Source organism: Bacteroidota bacterium, assembly GCA_016713765.1.
In the GTDB taxonomy this organism is placed as follows: Bacteria; Bacteroidota; Bacteroidia; order AKYH767-A; family 2013-40CM-41-45; genus Pollutiaquabacter; species Pollutiaquabacter aromativorans.
On sequence record JADJON010000003.1, the window covers coordinates 480,727 to 497,474 of the forward strand.

Here is a 16,748-nt window from a genome sequence, read left to right on the forward strand (position 1 = left end):
TCCTGAAAAGGCTGTCTTTCCCGACAGCCTTTTTTTTTGGCCCTGCTGAATTATTCCGCATCTATTGGATGCAGCATTGCAGACGACTCGCCAACTTGCCCGACCATGGAGCATGTAACCGGGTCGATCAAAGAATGGGCGGAAGCCGACCGTCCGCGGGAAAAGCTGATGCAAAAAGGCCGGCAGTCGCTCAGCGATGCGGAACTGTTGGCCATTCTGATCGGCTCGGGTACCCGACACGAATCGGCGCTCGAGATCGCGCGCCGCATCCTCACGAAAGTCGACAACAACCTCCACGCGCTGGGTCTGATGCCGCTGAACGAGCTGCGTTCATTCCGGGGTATCGGGAACGCCCGGGCGATCATCATCCAGGCTGCGTTGGAACTTGGACTCCGACGCACGCGCGACGAAACCCGTCCGCCGCAGGATAAGATCCGCGGCGCTGCCGATGTCGCGGCCCAATTCCGGCCGCTTCTCTGCGACCTGATGCACGAAGAATTCTGGGTGCTGCTGCTGAACAGAGCCAATACCATCATCGGTAAGGAGCAAATCAGCAAGGGCGGGCTGACGGGTACCGTAGCCGATCCGCGGCTGATCTTCCGCTCCGCCATCGATCGTCGGGCTGCGGCCATCGTGGTCTGCCACAACCATCCGAGCGGGAACCTGAGTCCGAGCGAGCAGGACATCCGGCTGACGAAAAACCTGGTGGAAGCCGGGAAGGTTTTGGAGATACCGGTCCTGGATCATATCATCATTACACAGCATGGTTTTTATAGCTTTGCGGATGAGGGCCGGATCTGAGCAGGAAGACTCCCCGGCCCACCCGTTTCATGTTGCTGGTATTCGTCCGCTCGATCACTCCCCGACTCCGGTACACCTTCGATTTCATTTTCCGGGACATTCTCGGAATGGAGTATTCCTTCACACAGGACGCGGATCAATTCTCCTTTCATACGGGGCCGCGCATGAGTTATACGGACCGGCCGGTGGGCGACGAACCCTTCTTCTTCGCGACATCGTTGCTGTTCGAAAAGGGTGTCCATCAGCAGGAGATCTCGGTCTTCGACTGGGAGAGCGGTAAAGTATTCTTCGCGACCCACCCGAAATTCCTGTTGCCATTCGATCCGTTCGCGGCGACTTTTTATCTGGTCAGCCGGTACGAAGAATACCTGCCACACAAGCGCGACCAGCACGACCGGTTCGACGCGCGAGAAAGTCTGGCCTATCAGAAAGGTTTCCTGCACCTGCCGGTAGTCGATCAATGGGCCTACCGTATCCGCGACCTGTTGTTGCATCACTTCCCGGGTTTGACGTTTCAACGCAGAAGCTATCAGTACATTTCTACGGTGGACATCGATAACGCCTGGGCGTATCGGGAGAAAGGATTCGTGCGAACGGTCGGAGCGCTCGGCAAAGCCTTGTTCCGATTCGACTTCTCTTCCATGGTTGATCGTTGCGCGGTCTTGTTGGGCAGCCGGAAAGATCCGTACGATACGTACGAGTTGCTCAACATCCTCCAGCAGCGCTACCGCTACCCGTCGATCTATTTCGTCCTGTTGGGTGATTATGGCGAATACGATCGAAACGTATCGCCGTATCGTCGTGCTTTCCAGTCTTTGATCAAGTCGTTAGCCGACTACAACCGTTGCGGTATCCACCCCTCGTATCGTTCGGGTGGGGATGCGGAACGTGTTCGGCTGGAGAAAGGACGGCTGCGGAAGATGATTCGACGCGACGTAACCGACAGCCGGCAACATTTTCTCCGGATACGCTTTCCGGATACCTACCGCAATCTGATCGACTGCGATATCACCGACGATTACAGTATGGGGTATGCCAATGAAACCGGTTTCCGTGCCGGGACGTGCACGCCTTTCTACTTTTACGACCTGGAACAGGAACACCCGACGCATCTGCGCATCCATCCCTTCGCGGTGATGGATGCGACCCTGCGCTTCTACCAACGCGTTCGTCCGGAGGAAGCAATGGGGACGGTCGGGCCCTTGATCAAAGCCGTGAAGGCGGTCGATGGCAACTTCGTTTCCCTCTGGCACAACGAATCACTCAGCGAACGCGAGCCCTGGGTCGGTTGGCGAACTGTTTACGAAGAACTGGTAAAATCGGCGAGCGCCTGATATGATCCGCTTCCTGCGTCACGAGGAAATCGACCGGCATCGTTGGGATGAGGTCATTACCCATTCTCCGGAAGGAACCATCTATGCAGAAAGCTGGTTCCTGGACGCGGTTTGTCCGGGCTGGCACGCCTTGGTCGAAGATGACTACAAAGCCGTCTTCCCGCTGACCTGGCGAAAGAAATACGGACTGCACTATCTCTTCCAGCCACCGTTCTGTCAGCAATTGGGACTCTTCAGCAAACAAGAATCGCCGCTGATTGACGCGGCACCCTTTCTCGAGGCCATACCGAAACACTACCGTTTGGTGGAGTTGCAGTTGAACAGCGGGAATCGTTGCACGCATCCGGCGTTTACGGTAACGGAGCGACCCAACCTGGAGTTGAGGTTGCAGCGCGACTACGCGGCACTGGCGAAAGGCTATTCGGACAATACCAGCCGCAACTTGCGTAAGGCGCAGCAGTCGGGGCTGGTCGTTGAAACGGCGGATTCGATCGAGCCGGTCATCCGATTGTTCCGGGACAACCGGGGAAGCACACTGGAGCGTTTTGACGAACAGCAGTACGAGCGACTGCGCAGCTTAGCCGGCAGTGCACTGGAAAAAGGCAGGGGAATCATCCGCCTTGTCCGGGATCCAAGTGGACAGTTGCATGCCGGCGCCTTCTTCTTACAAAGCAAAGACCGGCTGATCTTTCTCTTTTCCGGCACCAGTGCGGAAGCGCGGAAATCGGGTGCGATGAGCGCGCTGATCGATCGTGTCATTCACGCGCATGCCGGAACGAACATGCGCCTGGATTTCGAAGGCTCGGTCGATCCCAATCTTGCACGATTCTACCGAAGCTTCGGTTCGGAGGAAGTCGTATATTTACAAATCCGAAGGAATCGGCTTCCGTTCCCCTTCCGGCTATTCAAATCCTGACCCGACGTATGGTCCACAACCTCAGCCAATCGAACTCCCTCATCAATGAATTCGTATCGGAATTGCGCGATACCGCGATCCAGGGAGACCGGATGCGCTTTCGCCGTAATCTGGAACGTATCGGGGAGATCTTTGCTTATGAGATCAGCAAGACGCTGCCGTATGTCAGTCGTGACGTGACGACACCGCTGGGTATCGCCAACATGCAGGTGTTACGGGAACAACCGGTTGTCGGTACAATCCTGCGCGCCGGCCTTCCGCTGCATCAAGGTGTACTGAACTACTTCGATCGCGCCGACAACGCGTTCATCAGCGCTTATCGCAAGCACCACAAGGATGGCACTTTTGACATCAAGTTGGAATACGTCTCCTGCCCTTCGCTTGAAAACCGTGTGCTGATCCTGGCCGACCCGATGCTGGCTACCGGTTCGTCGATCGTCATGACTGCCAAGGCGATCCGGGAGCGTGGCAACCCGTCGCATACGCATATAGTCGCCGCTGTTGCCAGTACGTACGGCGTGGAATTCGTCAAGAGTCATTTGCCTGAAAACGTCACGATCTGGTGCGCCGCGATCGATGACGAGTTGACCGCGCAGTCCTACATCGTTCCCGGTCTCGGCGATGCGGGCGATCTTGCTTACGGCACGAAACTTTGATCCCGGCCGGGGGTTGATATCTATAGTAAGCACTGACTGCTGCCCCACCGGTGGAGGAACTCCTGAAAATATTGTCCCTGATCCTGATCAGCAGCGTCAAGTTCGCGATCGGACCTCCCCTTGTATATCTCACCGAGGAGTATGATTTCACCTGGCTGGAGACCAACCTGTACGCGATACTCGGCGGCATGATCGGTGTGGTGTTCTTCATGAACTTCAGCGACTGGCTGATCATGGGTTGGAACAAGCTACGCGACTATTTCCGAAAAAAGCCCGAGCCGGTCAAAGACCAGGTCTTCACCGATCCAATCGCCGATACCGACGAACCGATCCACATCCATTATTCCTATGTCGAGCATGGGTCCGTCGTTGTTCCTGAAGCCAGGAAGCGCAGGGTCTTTACGCCCCGCACGCGCAGGATCGTGCGGATCTGGCGACGCTACGGATTAACCGGCCTCGCGGCACTCACACCGATCCTGTTCTCCATTCCCCTGGGTATTTTCTTCATGGTGCGTTTTGAGAAAAACAAACGGAAGATCCTGCTCTATATGTTCGTCAGCATCCTGAGCTGGTCGCTGATCCTGACCACCTTTTTCGAACTCACCCACAAACGAACGTTACACGAGATCATCCGATGAGCAAGTACCGGCATATCTTTTTCGATCTGGACAATACCCTGTGGGACTTCGAGCGCAATTCCCTGGAAACGCTGACCGAGTTGTTCGACAAGTACCGGCTGACCGAGCTGGGCGTCTCTTCGTTTGAGGCTTTTGTCACCGCCTACCATCACCGGAACGAGATCCTCTGGGATGAATACCGGAAAGGGCTGATCGACAAAGCCACCCTGCGCGATCAGCGCTTCGCTTTCACCTTCTGGGACATGGGACTGGAGCCCGGTCTGGCGCCACCGATGCTGGCACACGACTACGTGACCATCGGGCCGCGGAAGAACCGCTTGTTTCCGCACGCGCACGAGACGCTGCGCTATCTGAAAGAGAAGTATACGCTGCACATCATCACCAACGGATTCGAAGAAGCGCAGCACATCAAGATCGAAGCGGCCGAGCTAAAGCCGTACTTCGAAGCGATCATCATCAGTGAGCATACAGGCTTTCGGAAGCCGGACGCGGGAATTTTCCGCTACGCCGAGCAACAGGCCGGTTGTAAACCGGAAGAATGCCTGATGATCGGCGACGGGCTCGAAGTGGACGTCATCGGCGCGCAGGATGCCGGGTGGGACGCGGTCTATTTCAACCCCGGACAAAAGCCGCACACGGCGAAGCCGACGTACGAGATCGGGTCGTTGGATGAGTTGAGGTTGATGCTGTGAAGGAGATGCGAGGGACGTGGGGCGAGGGACGAGAAACAATCACTGCTCACTCACCTTGTTTCTCAAACTCACACTACTTGAGGGGGGACGAGGGACGTGGGGCGAGGGACGAAGAACAATTACTGCTCACTCACCCTGTTTCTCAAACTCACACTATTTAAGGAGGGGCGAGGGACGTGGGGCGAGGGACGAAGAACAATCACTGCTCACTCACCCTGTTTCTCAAACTCACACTACTGAAGGAGGGACGGGGGACGAGGGACAAGGGACGAGGGACGAAGAACAATCACTGCTCACTCACCCTGTTTCTCAAACTCACACTACTTTAGGAGTGACGAGGAGCGAGACCGTGACCGAGGTAAAAAGATGCGGGGTGCGAGAGACAGGGAACATGGAACTAAAAAGTACTGTTCACTGTTCACTGTTTACTGTTTACTATTCGCTGTTGGCTATTCGCTACAGTGACTTATCCCTCTGTCCCGTACAGGGCAAATAAAAAACCGCCCCTTTGCAGAGGCGGTTTCACTTTTGGCAAAAGCGATTGATTTACTTGTTCGGTTGCGTAGCCGGGGCGTCTTTCTCGACAGCCGCTTCGGTGTGCTTGTCGGAGCAGGAATGCGCCTTCTCGGCTTTGGCTTTGTCGCAGGCCGCCTTTTCTTCCGGTGTGCAGGAGGCTGCGGCTTTCTTGCTGCAAGAGGACATGGATGCGCTCTTCGAGCAGCAGGAGTGCTTCGCGCCACTTTCCGATGCCTTGGTCACAGTTTCCGTCTTGGCAGCTTTCTCGGCTGCAGCTTTCGGTTCTTCAGCCTTGGTCACGAATGCGAAGAAGCAGACCAGGGACATCAGGGAGAGGATCTTTTTCATTGTTTGTGCTTGTTGTTAGACAAATATAACGGTTAGACCGGCCAAATGGTGTGCAATCTTTGAGAAAATATCCCCAAAGGCCAGAAAACGCCCCGAAAAGGCCGTTTTTTAACACTGATTAACGCCCCTGGGGCCCGCCGTACCCCCTTTTCGTACTTTCACCCCCGGATGGAAGTCTCCGAAAATGTTAAAGTCGCCCTTCAGAGCGTCCGCAGTCAGCTGTTACGGACAGTATTGACGGCCCTGATCATCGCGATCGGCATCATGGCGCTGGTCGGGATCCTGACCGCGATCGAGGCGATCAAAGGATCGATAAACTCGAACTTTTCGAACATGGGCGCCAATTCGTTCACCATCCAGAACCGCGGGATGCACATCCGCATCGGCAACGCGGGCAAACGACCGAAGCGTTTTCGGGCCATCACGTATCGTGAAGCCACGCGTTTCGTGCACGAGGCGGATTTTCCGGCGACCGTTTCCATATCGGCGATGGCATCGGGTGCTTCGACCGTGAAATTCGGTGACAAGAAAACGAACCCCAACATCCTGGTGATGGGCGGGAACGAAAACTATCTGCAGACCAGCGGCTACACCATCGCATCCGGGCGGAATTTCTCTCCGCAGGAAGTGCAATACGGCGCGAACGTCGCGATCATCGGGAATGACCTGGTGGAAAAGATCTTTCCGAATTCCGACCCGCTCGACAAGGTGATCTCGGTAGGCAACTACAAGTACCGCATCATCGGGGTGCTGAAAGAAAAGGGAACCGCGATGGGATTTGGCGGCGACAAGGTCTGCATCCTGCCCGTCTCGAATGTGAAAGCCAACTTCGCCCGGCCGAACATGTCGTTCTCGATCAACGTCAGCGTGAACGACATCGCCCACCTCGAGATGGCGGTGAGCGAATCGACGGGACTCTTCCGGACCATCCGCGGCGTTGGCATCAAAGAGGAGGACAACTTCGAGATCACGAAGAGCGACAGCATCGCCAACCTCCTGCTCTCGCAGATCAGCTCGGTCACTGTTGCCGCCACGATCATCGGTTTCATCACCTTGCTCGGCGCGGCCATCGGGCTGATGAACATCATGCTCGTTTCGGTGACGGAGCGCACGCGGGAAATCGGGATCCGGAAAGCCCTGGGCGCGACGCCGAAGCTGATCCGCCGTCAGTTCCTGACCGAAGCGGTGATCATCTGCCAGATGGGCGGCATCCTCGGGATCGTGCTGGGCCTGCTGGTCGGGAACGGCATGTCGCTCCTGCTGGAGTCGGGCTTTATCATTCCCTGGAAATGGATCCTCTCCGGCCTCGTCCTCTGCTTTGGCGTTGGCGTGGTGTCCGGCTACTACCCCGCCTCCAAAGCCGCCCGGTTGGATCCGATTGAGGCGTTGCGGTATGAGTGAGTCGGCTGTATGATCGGCATGCAGCATTCAATATTTCAATTTCAAAAAACCGCACGACTCGATTTTCAGGGAGACATTGCGGTGCGCGGGAATTTCCCGGTTCGTGGAGTGTTTTCGGCTCCTGCGGACGCTAAATTACTCCATCACTCCACTTTCACATAACGCTGATATCCGACCTCCGGAGAACCGATAAAATAAATTCCCGGACCCATATCTTCCAACCGGCAATTCATGGGATTTACAATAATTGAAAAATGCTTGATCACTCTCCCCGTCAAGTCTTTGACGTACAAATCCTGGGGTGTTTTATCCGAAAAGTTAATAACAACATGGTCATTACCGGGATTTGGATAGAGGGTAAACGACCGACCTCCCAATTCGTCAATCTTACTTTGCAACGTAGTGTAAGAGACCACCCAATAATCGCTTTGACCGTGATTTCCTGAGACCATGCCATTATTTGAAAAGGTCGTCCCCACCATTAGATTATCCCCGTGCTGATCCAGTCCCATCGCAAAAACGAGGTCCTCGCTGGCGCCTCCAAGACAATAGGAATTCAGAATGTTACCAACTGAATCCACGTGTAAAAACCAGGCATCGATATATCCATGGTTACCCGATACATCCCCATCAAAGGACAAAGTGTTGGCCCCAATTAGTACTTCATCGTCTTGCAAGTGAAATATTGAAAAAGAATATGTATCGCCATTTGAACCACCATAGCATCTTGACCATTGTACCCCCCCCATCGAATCAAGACAGACTAACAGGATATCATAGGAGCCATGATTACCAGTCCCATAACCGTCTATAGAACTTATTCTTCCAGACAATACAATACGGCCTGAACCAAGCTCCGTAATTGAATATGCTTCCTCCATATTGCTGCCGCCATAACTCCCCTGCCAAAGCACATTACCTATCGAATCACATCGCACAGCCCACAATTCAGAACCAATCAGACCAGCTAATAACAGGTCTCCATTATTGGCCTCATAAATATTATTAAAATACTCATTACCAATTGTGCCAATACACTTAGACCAGATTACAGTTCCATTGGTATCCACCTTTACCAATAAACCGTCCTGACGGCCGTGTGAACTTGCCGCTTCATTATTAGCGGAATTCGTCATACCAGAGATCAATATCTTACCATCTCTTGTTTTTATCATCTCCGGATAACGGTCATAATTACTCCCGCCCAATCGTCTACTCCACAATTCATTTCCCACAGAGTCAATCGCCATCACGAACAAATCGTCGTCACCATAGCCAGACGAACCATTGGCAGGCCAATCCGGACTATTGGTGATCCCTGCAACGATAAATATATTCGGGCTAAACTCAATAATTCCGAGGGCACAATCCTCCACTGAGCCGCCATATAAATAACTACTTTGAATATTCAATGCACTATTTAACTTGAGAATCCAAATATCTACTCCTCCTGAAATACTTGCCGACACATCGCCATCCATTGATGTGGTGCAACCACACACCAGATACCCGCCACTTGAAGTTAAGCAATAATGCTCAGCATAATCAAGTCCACTTCCACCAAAACATTTTGATTGGTTTATCACAACTTGAGCAGAAATAGTATTTATACAAGCTATTAAACAGAATAATATATATATATATTTCATGTAATGTTTATCTAAGGACGATTAATTTACCCCTTCGCTCACCTCCTTGTTGCAGATAATAAATGCCGGAAGGAAGTTCCGAAACATCTATACGCGCTTGTCTTTCACGAGGTATTAACTTGAAAATGAGATCGCCGAATGCTGTGTAAATATGCAGCACCTGATTGATTACAAGATTCTCAAGTGTTACACTACCAGTTGATGGACTCGGGTACGCACGTATTTGATCCGCTTTTGAATTGTTGATATCATCCGGCATATACCTCCTTGCTACTGGAAATGTAACTGAACAAATAATGTCGGCAAGTACATACTGGCCATGCACTAACGGAGAACAAGGCGAAGGGCCACAACTAATTTCAAGTTTGGGGATAAAGAGCCTTTCATAAGGTTCAACAATACAAGGGGGCGTTCCGGGTATATAACTGGCATCAGAATAGCCATCCGGAAACCAATCCACACAATAAGTAGCTGTTGATCCAATTGGACCAGGGTCGCAAATCCCTCCGGCGTTTCCACGTGCTAATCTCAATCGACCAACAACATTATTAACACTGCACATATTCCCCCACCAACAGCTAGTCGGGTATGCGTCGTTATCCTGACAAAAATTCTGAGGATTGTGCGGAACAATTGTCACGTTCCTGCCGATAAAATTCGTATTATCCGCCTCTATTAACAATCTAGTCATGCCCCAAGATGTACCAGGTATATCTGTTCTATCCCCCCGAATTTTTTTAAATGTGCAATTTTTAATCAAAGCATGTAAGTTATTTTGAGGGAGCGAATTTATACCACCAGAAATCTTCATCCAGTTTGTAAATCTGTTGCTGATAAATTTACATTTATTAAACTCGACTCTACTCTTATTCAAATCGATATGCACCAAATAAGGCAAAGGACCCAAAGGCGGAGCTGAGCAACTTGAATAATTGTAACTAAAGGAATAGGCGGTGTTAATTTCAGGATCGGTATATTCTTCTTCAAAGCTGCAATTGCTAAAAATAGTTCTATCTATTTCATTATTTAGTGCATCATATGCAGACTGAACCTGTCCGATGAACTTGCAACATTCAAACGTGGTTCTTGCCGAATTCCAGAATGAAGAATAGGAATTTTGACCCGAAGAAACCATAATGCAGTTCTTAAAGGTGTAATTGTAATACTTCCAGTACCATTGCGAAGATTGCCCATTATTCTGGATCGCACAACCGTTATTGTACTTGAACTCGCAATTGATGAATAATCCATTAGCAAGGTCCTCGTAATTCATATTGTCTATTTCTATTTCTAGTCCATCCCTCTCTTTCGTTCCTCCCCAACTACTGAATCCGTTTTGATTCATCTTGACATTCTCAAGCTTCAGGCCCTTCCCGCCATTCCAATGGATGCCACACCGTGCATTATGCTGGCAAACCACATTTTCAATATTGAAATCCATGTGATCAATCGGATCGGGGAAGTTCCGCATGTCTTGAATAATGATTCCGTCCTGACCGAATTTTTCGATATTACAATTTCTTATACTTACATTTTGGCTATGATTCAATTGTATTCCGAAATATGGTAAATTTATTCCTGCCAGATCGGTTGAAAAATAGCCACCTATTTCCTGTTCGTCCAAATTTCCGTTTAGGTTCAGATTTCTGAAATCAATACCCGCACAATTTTGAAGACTGAACATGGCACCTGGATAGGCAGCTAAATAGAGATCATTCACATTGCCGATTCTGGTGCCAGGCGTAGTATTGTGCAGGTGCCGTTTCCCAGTCGCCGGATCAAAGGCACCATAATAGAGACAATCATCAAATTTGATAGTCGGGTTATTACCGGTTATGGGATCCGAAATTCCAACGATTGCAAGATTCTGACATCCGACAAAACACATCACCGTATGACCCTTCTTGTAAGTATAGGGCAGTTGATCCTGTCGCCCCACAATATATTCTCCCGGGGGAATCTCTAATCTGACGGGGTTTACGCCACAGTAGTAGGTGCTGATAAACTCGTTTGCCCACTCGAATGATTCTTCATCGCTGATACCGTCATCGGGAACAGCCCCAAAGTCCGTAACAATGTTCAATTGCCCGCAAGTTGTACACGGATTACAGGTAGTGCAGCTTTGAACGATATTGGGATAACTATAGGGCGTATTGTTGTTGCAATTGGTTAGCGCGGCCAGTCGCAAATCCTTCACTTCTATGGAATCCACGATTGAACATCCATTGGCGTCAAGTATGGCTATGTCGTGTAGGCCGATAGCCAGGGATCGGACGATGAATCCGACGATAACGCTATCAACTGAAACTGAATAGGGCGGCACCCCTCCGCTTACGCTGATTTCCAAGGTTGCAACGGAGTCATTCTCCGCGATCAAGATACTCGAAAAGCTTAGTTTTTCAGGCTGGGTCACCGTTATCAAATTCACACGGGTACTGGAACTTGTATCAACCCAAAGCAAGTAGTAGTTGCCGACCATACAATTGCTAAGAGCATTGCCGTTTCCAATAAACTGCCATTCGCCATCGTACCAGGCCGGATTTCCCACAAACAAGGAATCCAAAATAAGTATTTCTCCGTCCTGACCACCATAACAACTCGGCCCGCTCACCTGAATTCCCAAATTTATCACATCCAATGACCCAAGATAAAAGGTCTTTTCCTGTCGACACCCAGCACTGTCCACAACGCTAACGGTTCTTATTCCATTGACAGCCACCACCTGATTCGAAGGGATAGACACGCCATCCAATTGAAATGAATAGGGTGAATACCCGCCGTCGGAATTCAGGGTCAGGAGACTTGAATCAGTCGATGAGGCGGATGGCTCTTGGGCGAAGGATAGTGTCAGCGGTACCCGATCTGGAATGTTAATCGTTTGAACAGAGACACATCCACTTGTGTCTTCGAACACAAAATCGTGAGTCCCGGCAGCGTAGCGATAGGGCATTTCATCGCACGTGTTTACCGGAACTGCTTCATCCTGAGCCGGTGACAGGAAGTTCAGTATCACCGTACTCGGATCATCACACAGAAAGAGCGGAGTGATCAGGGTGCTAAACTGCGCGCTCATACTATCGCTTAACGAAAGTGTCGTATCTACCATGCAACCCTTAGCATCAAACACCACAAGATCGTATAGTCCGCCCGGAATTCCGGTCAAAATTGAATCCTCTGAGTCATAGCCGATCCAATCATAAATATACGGTCCGCTACCGCCGGTACAAGACAGGCTGATGGATCCGTTGGACAAATTGCAGGTGGGACTAACCCGATGGGCATCAATAACCAGTTCAGCAGGCTCAGCTATTTGAACTGAGCCGGTTGTAATACAGTTCGAGGTGTCAAATATCGTGTAGGAATACGTACCCGCTTTCCTGCCGTTGATGAAACTACCAACCTGACCAAGGTTATCCCATTTGAAGTAATATGGCTCCCGTCCGCCGGAAGACAAGAGTTGCACAGCTCCGTTTGTTCCACCGTTACAAGAAACCTGTGTGACAGTAGCGGTTGATTGCAATGTAGGGCAATTGGCAATTCCAAAAACGTACTTCCCGCACAATTCACCGGCGGATGCAACGAATCCTTCCCGAAGTTGTATGTACTCCGTAGATTGAATCACCAGCGCACGGGCAGTATCTGTAAAGACAAAATTCCCAGTAGAGGGCAAAGAAACAGGACTGTTAAACAGGTAGTTGGTGCTATCCTGATAAATCGTATCGATCCTGGGTTCTGTATACCATTGTGAATATGCTGATGGAATATAACTTGTGTAACAGCATAGTAAGAAAATAAAATTCAAGCGAATTTTCATGGCGCATCAATTGAGGTCATTTCAAATCGGAAAGTTCATTTTCAAGTTTTGAAATCCTTTCATTCTGCTCAATGATGTACAAGGACAATTCCTCTATCTTCTTAAAAGCAATATTCAACAATTTGCCGGTATCAATTCCCTCTCTTTCAATCTCACCCCCGCTTGGCAGGTCCGGCAAATGTTTATGTTCATCAATATACTCCTTCAACAAACTGATCGGCATGAGGGTATAAGAATCTTCAAAGACATAGTCGGGCCATTGCGACTTTAATTGTACACGCACTTCTTCAGCAATCATCTTCCCGCCTACAGCCAATTTGAAACCAGCCGGCACTGAGTTTGCGCCTACGGCCACTGAAATTGAGGAGTCTTTCAAAAACACAATACTACCGGAATCACATCCATTCTGAATCCAATTATTCGTAGGTCTAAGGCATGGAACCCCATTGTTGGCGGGATTATAAATAGCCAGTTCTCCATCCTGATTAACAAAAACATCCCGGGTTGAATCAGTGCTTGATTCAAAAAGCTGTAATCGCCCTCTTAGTGATACAACTCCGTCTTTGTCAATTAAAACACGCTCCGTGTTATTGGTTTGAATGGAAATACTGGATGTATCCAGGGTGCCAAGAATTCCAACACCAGAAGTTATTGTTGTATTACCCATCAACGTCCAATCATCCCGATCCGGCTCCGTCAGGTCGATCTTGACGTCGGGTTTGGTGCAACCGTTGGCATCCGTTACCAGCACCGAGTAGGTGCCGGCCATGAGGTTGGAGAGGTTCTGGGTGTTCTGACCGGTGTTCCAGGAATAGGTGTAGGGCATCACCCCGCCGGTGACGGTGGTGGTCACACTGCCGTTGGAGCAGTTGTAACAGGTCGTGTGGTGGCCGTTGGGGTAGGTCGGGGCTGTCAAATCCACTTCGATCGAACCGGGTTGCGTGAGCGTGATACTGGCCGTTACGCCAACACCGTTCAGGTCCTTGACCAGCACCGTGTACTCACCGGCTTTCAGGTCTGCCAGGTCCTGCGTGAAGTTTCCATTACTCCATTGATAGGTATAAGGCGCAACACCGCCGGAAACCGTCAGGTCAATGGCGCCGTCATCGCTGCTCTTGCAACTGAGGTTGTACCCGTTGTGCAGCGGACTGGTGATGCTGACAATATGCAAAGGCGTGGGCTGCGTCAGACTGGTCGACAGTTGCAACTGGCACTGGTTGACATCCCGGACAATCACCGAATACGATCCGCTCGACAGGTCGTGATTCGTCTCCGTCTCCGCTCCATTGCTCCACTGATAGGTATAGGGCGTCGCGCCACCACCGATGAGAGCGGTGATCCAGCCGTCAGCAGCCCCTTGTGCGGAAACATTGAACCCGCCTCCATAGGTCGAAACGTCGAGCGAACCGGTCAGGGCCTCCGAGGCGATCAGCGTATAGCTCTTGGTGATGGTGTCCTGCGCAGCATCTATGACCGAAATGGAATACGTTCCGGTTGCAAGGTTGGTAATGGTCTTCGTGTATGCACCCGTTGACCATTGAAAAGAATAGGGTGGCTGTCCGCCAACGATGATCGCCTCCAGGGTACCATCACTGGCTCCGTTGCAACTCACATGGTATCCACCATTGAACACGGAAGGATTAAATGTCACATCCAATGACTGTCCGGAGATTCCGAGGGACAACAGCAATAACACAAGCGAAAATCCCCCCCCCCTTAAAATATTCGAAAAACGAAGATTAATAGTATTTGTTTTCATGGCATCGGTTTAAAATCGTTAGCATTATCAAAGGATAACAATGAATTTTAAAAATGCAAGTGTTTCGGAAAATTTAACACTAAAGGCAATGTGCTTTATTCAAGTTAACATCCATTTCCATGAGCACTTCAACTTTTTCGCAAAAATTCTGATTGCATTCTTGAACGCCTTATACCGAAATGACAGACCCACCAGTAGGACTGCATCCTTGGGCTGTGCCAGTCCCTGCCGGTCGGGAACGGCATGTCGCTCCTGCTGGAGTCGGGCTTTATCATTCCCTGGAAATGGATCCTCTCCGGCCTCGTCCTCTGCTTTGGCGTAGGCGTGGTGTCCGGCTACTACCCCGCCTCCAAAGCCGCCCGGCTGGATCCGATCGAGGCGTTGCGGTATGAGTGAGTCGGCTGTATGATCGGCATGCAGCATTCAATATTTTAATTTCAAAAAAACCGCACGACTCGATTTTCAGGGAGACATTGCGGTGCGCGGGAAACAAGCATTGTTATGTACGCTAAGTTCCCAGGACTTATTAGTTACACCTTTGGGGATTTTCGAATTTGAAAAGGCAGCTGTCAGCCGGGAAGGTCTTCATTGCGGTAACACTACTTCACTATCAATCTCCCTGAAAACACCCTTCCATCCTGTTCGAGCCGCAAGACATACTGACCGGGCATGGCATTGTGCAGCCGTACGATGGGTGCTTCTGCATGCGAGTCAAAAATAAATTGCTCTACCAGCGATCCCTTTGAATCGTACACGGTTAAACGAGCTCCTTTGAGGGTGGATAGGGATGCCGGAACACGGATTCGAAAACTGCCATCATTGGGATTGGCATATATCACCAGACCATTACCATCCATTCTTGCCTCATTGGCAATGCCGGTGATTTTATCCATGCGACCGATGAAGGCATCGCCTTGCCCCCAACTCGAAGAGGTTATTCCCTGAACCTGGATAGAATCATAAAAAATTCCAGAAACAATCGGAAAACCACTTATGTCAATTGCAATGGTATTGCCAAAACCGCCTGAAAAAGGCAAAACGCCGATGCAATCTCCAGATCTTGTAAATCGAGAGAGAAATAAACAATCATAACCTGGGGAAAAAAGTTGATGAGTACCGAAAGTTAGGGTATCGGTGAAACCTCCGATTATGTAGAAGGTTGAATCCGTTTCCATTGTCAGTCCGAAACCCCGTGCGTAATTAGATGCCCCGTTCCTTAACCACTGGTTGACTCCATTAGAATCAAAACACGCAATAAATACATCCTGGTAGTTAGTGCCGCCATTATAGTTTCGAATTGAATTTCCATCGGCCAACAGACTGTCATAATAGCTTCCAGAAACAAAGATTGATCCTGCTGGGTCTATCTTCAGCTGACCACCTACACTTCCGCTACGGCCGGATACCAATCGTTTACCCCAGATCGGATTACCACTCAAATCGCATTTTGCCAGAACAATATCCTGGGGATTGGTGCCTACCCACTCAATAGGTCCAAAAGCGGCAGTATCATTTTGCGTCTGGCCGGAACAATAGATCGAAGAACCCTGTATAGCCATGGAATAGAAACGCACGGCAGAGGTAAAGTGATCTTTAACTGCCAGAACATTTCCATCTAGATCCAAAGTGATCAAATACCCCCCCTTCGACACATTGATTGTATCAATGGTTCCCGAATTCTCACCATATACCATCCATAGGATTTTGTCGTCGTAAGTCAAAACTATAGGTCCATACTTATCGTCCATTAATCCTCCCGCAGATTTTAACCAGAGACAATTACCCGAATAATCAAATTTAGCCAAGAATGCATCTTGCCCACCCCTTACAACCGCTTGATGAGCGTCTACAGAGAATGGACCACCAAAAGTTCCAGAGATATAAAAACCATCATTAGAAATAGCCACAATGCTACAATCCTCGAAAACACCAGGTGCATTATACCCTCCTATTGACCGGATCCATAGAATTTCGGACAAGGACTCATTCATAAGGCCAATGAACATGTCTCCCAAGCCATTGGATGAATATAGTGTATCCCCACCGACAACAACACCAGTGCCCCCGTATCGGCCCGCAAATAAAATGCCGTGATCTGAATGGGCTACACTTACAGCATCATCACCATAACCCTGGATCAATGTTATGTCACGAAGTTGTTGCGCTTTGACATCTGCTAAGATGCCGAAACATAGAAATACAATGATTATAGCTCTCATGGTTA

13 protein-coding genes are annotated in these 16,748 nt (G+C 50.0%); 8 read left to right on the forward strand and 5 right to left on the reverse strand.

Annotation, left to right across the window (positions count from 1 at the left end):
* The first annotated feature begins 105 nt into the window (after positions 1-105).
* From radC to IPJ96_12890, 6 genes are all read left to right on the forward strand, one after another.
* Entirely contained in the window at positions 106-801 is a 696-nt protein-coding gene (gene radC / locus IPJ96_12865) for a DNA repair protein RadC (GenBank protein MBK7911220.1), read from the forward strand.
* 29 nt (positions 802-830) lie between these two features.
* Complete coding sequence (locus tag IPJ96_12870; GenBank protein MBK7911221.1) at positions 831-2,135, forward strand: polysaccharide deacetylase family protein; 1,305 nt, start codon at positions 831-833, stop codon at positions 2,133-2,135.
* A gap of 1 nt (position 2,136) precedes the next feature.
* Positions 2,137-3,051: a GNAT family N-acetyltransferase gene (locus IPJ96_12875; GenBank protein ID MBK7911222.1), complete on the forward strand. Its 915-nt coding sequence runs from the start codon at positions 2,137-2,139 to the stop codon at positions 3,049-3,051.
* A gap of 8 nt (positions 3,052-3,059) precedes the next feature.
* Positions 3,060-3,707: a uracil phosphoribosyltransferase gene (gene upp / locus IPJ96_12880; protein MBK7911223.1), complete on the forward strand. Its 648-nt coding sequence runs from the start codon at positions 3,060-3,062 to the stop codon at positions 3,705-3,707.
* 71 nt (positions 3,708-3,778) lie between these two features.
* Positions 3,779-4,345, forward strand: a complete 567-nt coding sequence (locus tag IPJ96_12885) for a hypothetical protein (protein ID MBK7911224.1) — start codon at positions 3,779-3,781, stop codon at positions 4,343-4,345.
* Positions 4,342-5,037, forward strand: a complete 696-nt coding sequence (locus tag IPJ96_12890) for a noncanonical pyrimidine nucleotidase, YjjG family (protein ID MBK7911225.1) — start codon at positions 4,342-4,344, stop codon at positions 5,035-5,037. The genes IPJ96_12885 and IPJ96_12890 overlap by 4 nt, the downstream gene beginning before the upstream one ends.
* 546 nt (positions 5,038-5,583) lie before the next feature.
* Here IPJ96_12890 and IPJ96_12895 read toward each other — a convergent pair.
* Positions 5,584-5,901: a hypothetical protein gene (locus tag IPJ96_12895; GenBank protein ID MBK7911226.1), complete on the reverse strand. Its 318-nt coding sequence runs from the start codon at positions 5,899-5,901 to the stop codon at positions 5,584-5,586.
* Positions 5,902-6,069: 168 nt separating this feature from the next.
* On the opposite strand from IPJ96_12895, the gene IPJ96_12900 reads away from it, so the two are divergent.
* Positions 6,070-7,302, forward strand: coding sequence for an ABC transporter permease (locus IPJ96_12900; protein MBK7911227.1), 1,233 nt, complete (start codon positions 6,070-6,072; stop codon positions 7,300-7,302).
* A gap of 143 nt (positions 7,303-7,445) precedes the next feature.
* Here IPJ96_12900 and IPJ96_12905 read toward each other — a convergent pair whose 3' ends face one another.
* From IPJ96_12905 to IPJ96_12915, 3 genes are read right to left on the reverse strand one after another with little or no spacing between them, the layout of a single operon-like run.
* Positions 7,446-8,951, reverse strand: coding sequence for a T9SS type A sorting domain-containing protein (locus IPJ96_12905; protein MBK7911228.1), 1,506 nt, complete (start codon positions 8,949-8,951; stop codon positions 7,446-7,448).
* A 7-nt stretch (positions 8,952-8,958) separates the two neighbouring features.
* Entirely contained in the window at positions 8,959-12,765 is a 3,807-nt protein-coding gene (locus IPJ96_12910; protein MBK7911229.1) for a hypothetical protein, read from the reverse strand.
* A 16-nt stretch (positions 12,766-12,781) separates the two neighbouring features.
* Positions 12,782-14,461, reverse strand: coding sequence for a SprB repeat-containing protein (locus IPJ96_12915; protein ID MBK7911230.1), 1,680 nt, complete (start codon positions 14,459-14,461; stop codon positions 12,782-12,784).
* A 306-nt stretch (positions 14,462-14,767) separates the two neighbouring features.
* On the opposite strand from IPJ96_12915, the gene IPJ96_12920 reads away from it, so the two are divergent.
* Positions 14,768-14,920: a hypothetical protein gene (locus IPJ96_12920; protein MBK7911231.1), complete on the forward strand. Its 153-nt coding sequence runs from the start codon at positions 14,768-14,770 to the stop codon at positions 14,918-14,920.
* A 203-nt stretch (positions 14,921-15,123) separates the two neighbouring features.
* Here the strand turns inward: IPJ96_12920 and IPJ96_12925 are convergent, their stop codons facing one another.
* On the reverse strand, positions 15,124-16,743 hold the full coding sequence (locus tag IPJ96_12925; protein MBK7911232.1) for a T9SS type A sorting domain-containing protein: 1,620 nt from the start codon (positions 16,741-16,743) through the stop codon (positions 15,124-15,126).
* Positions 16,744-16,748: the final 5 nt, after the last annotated feature.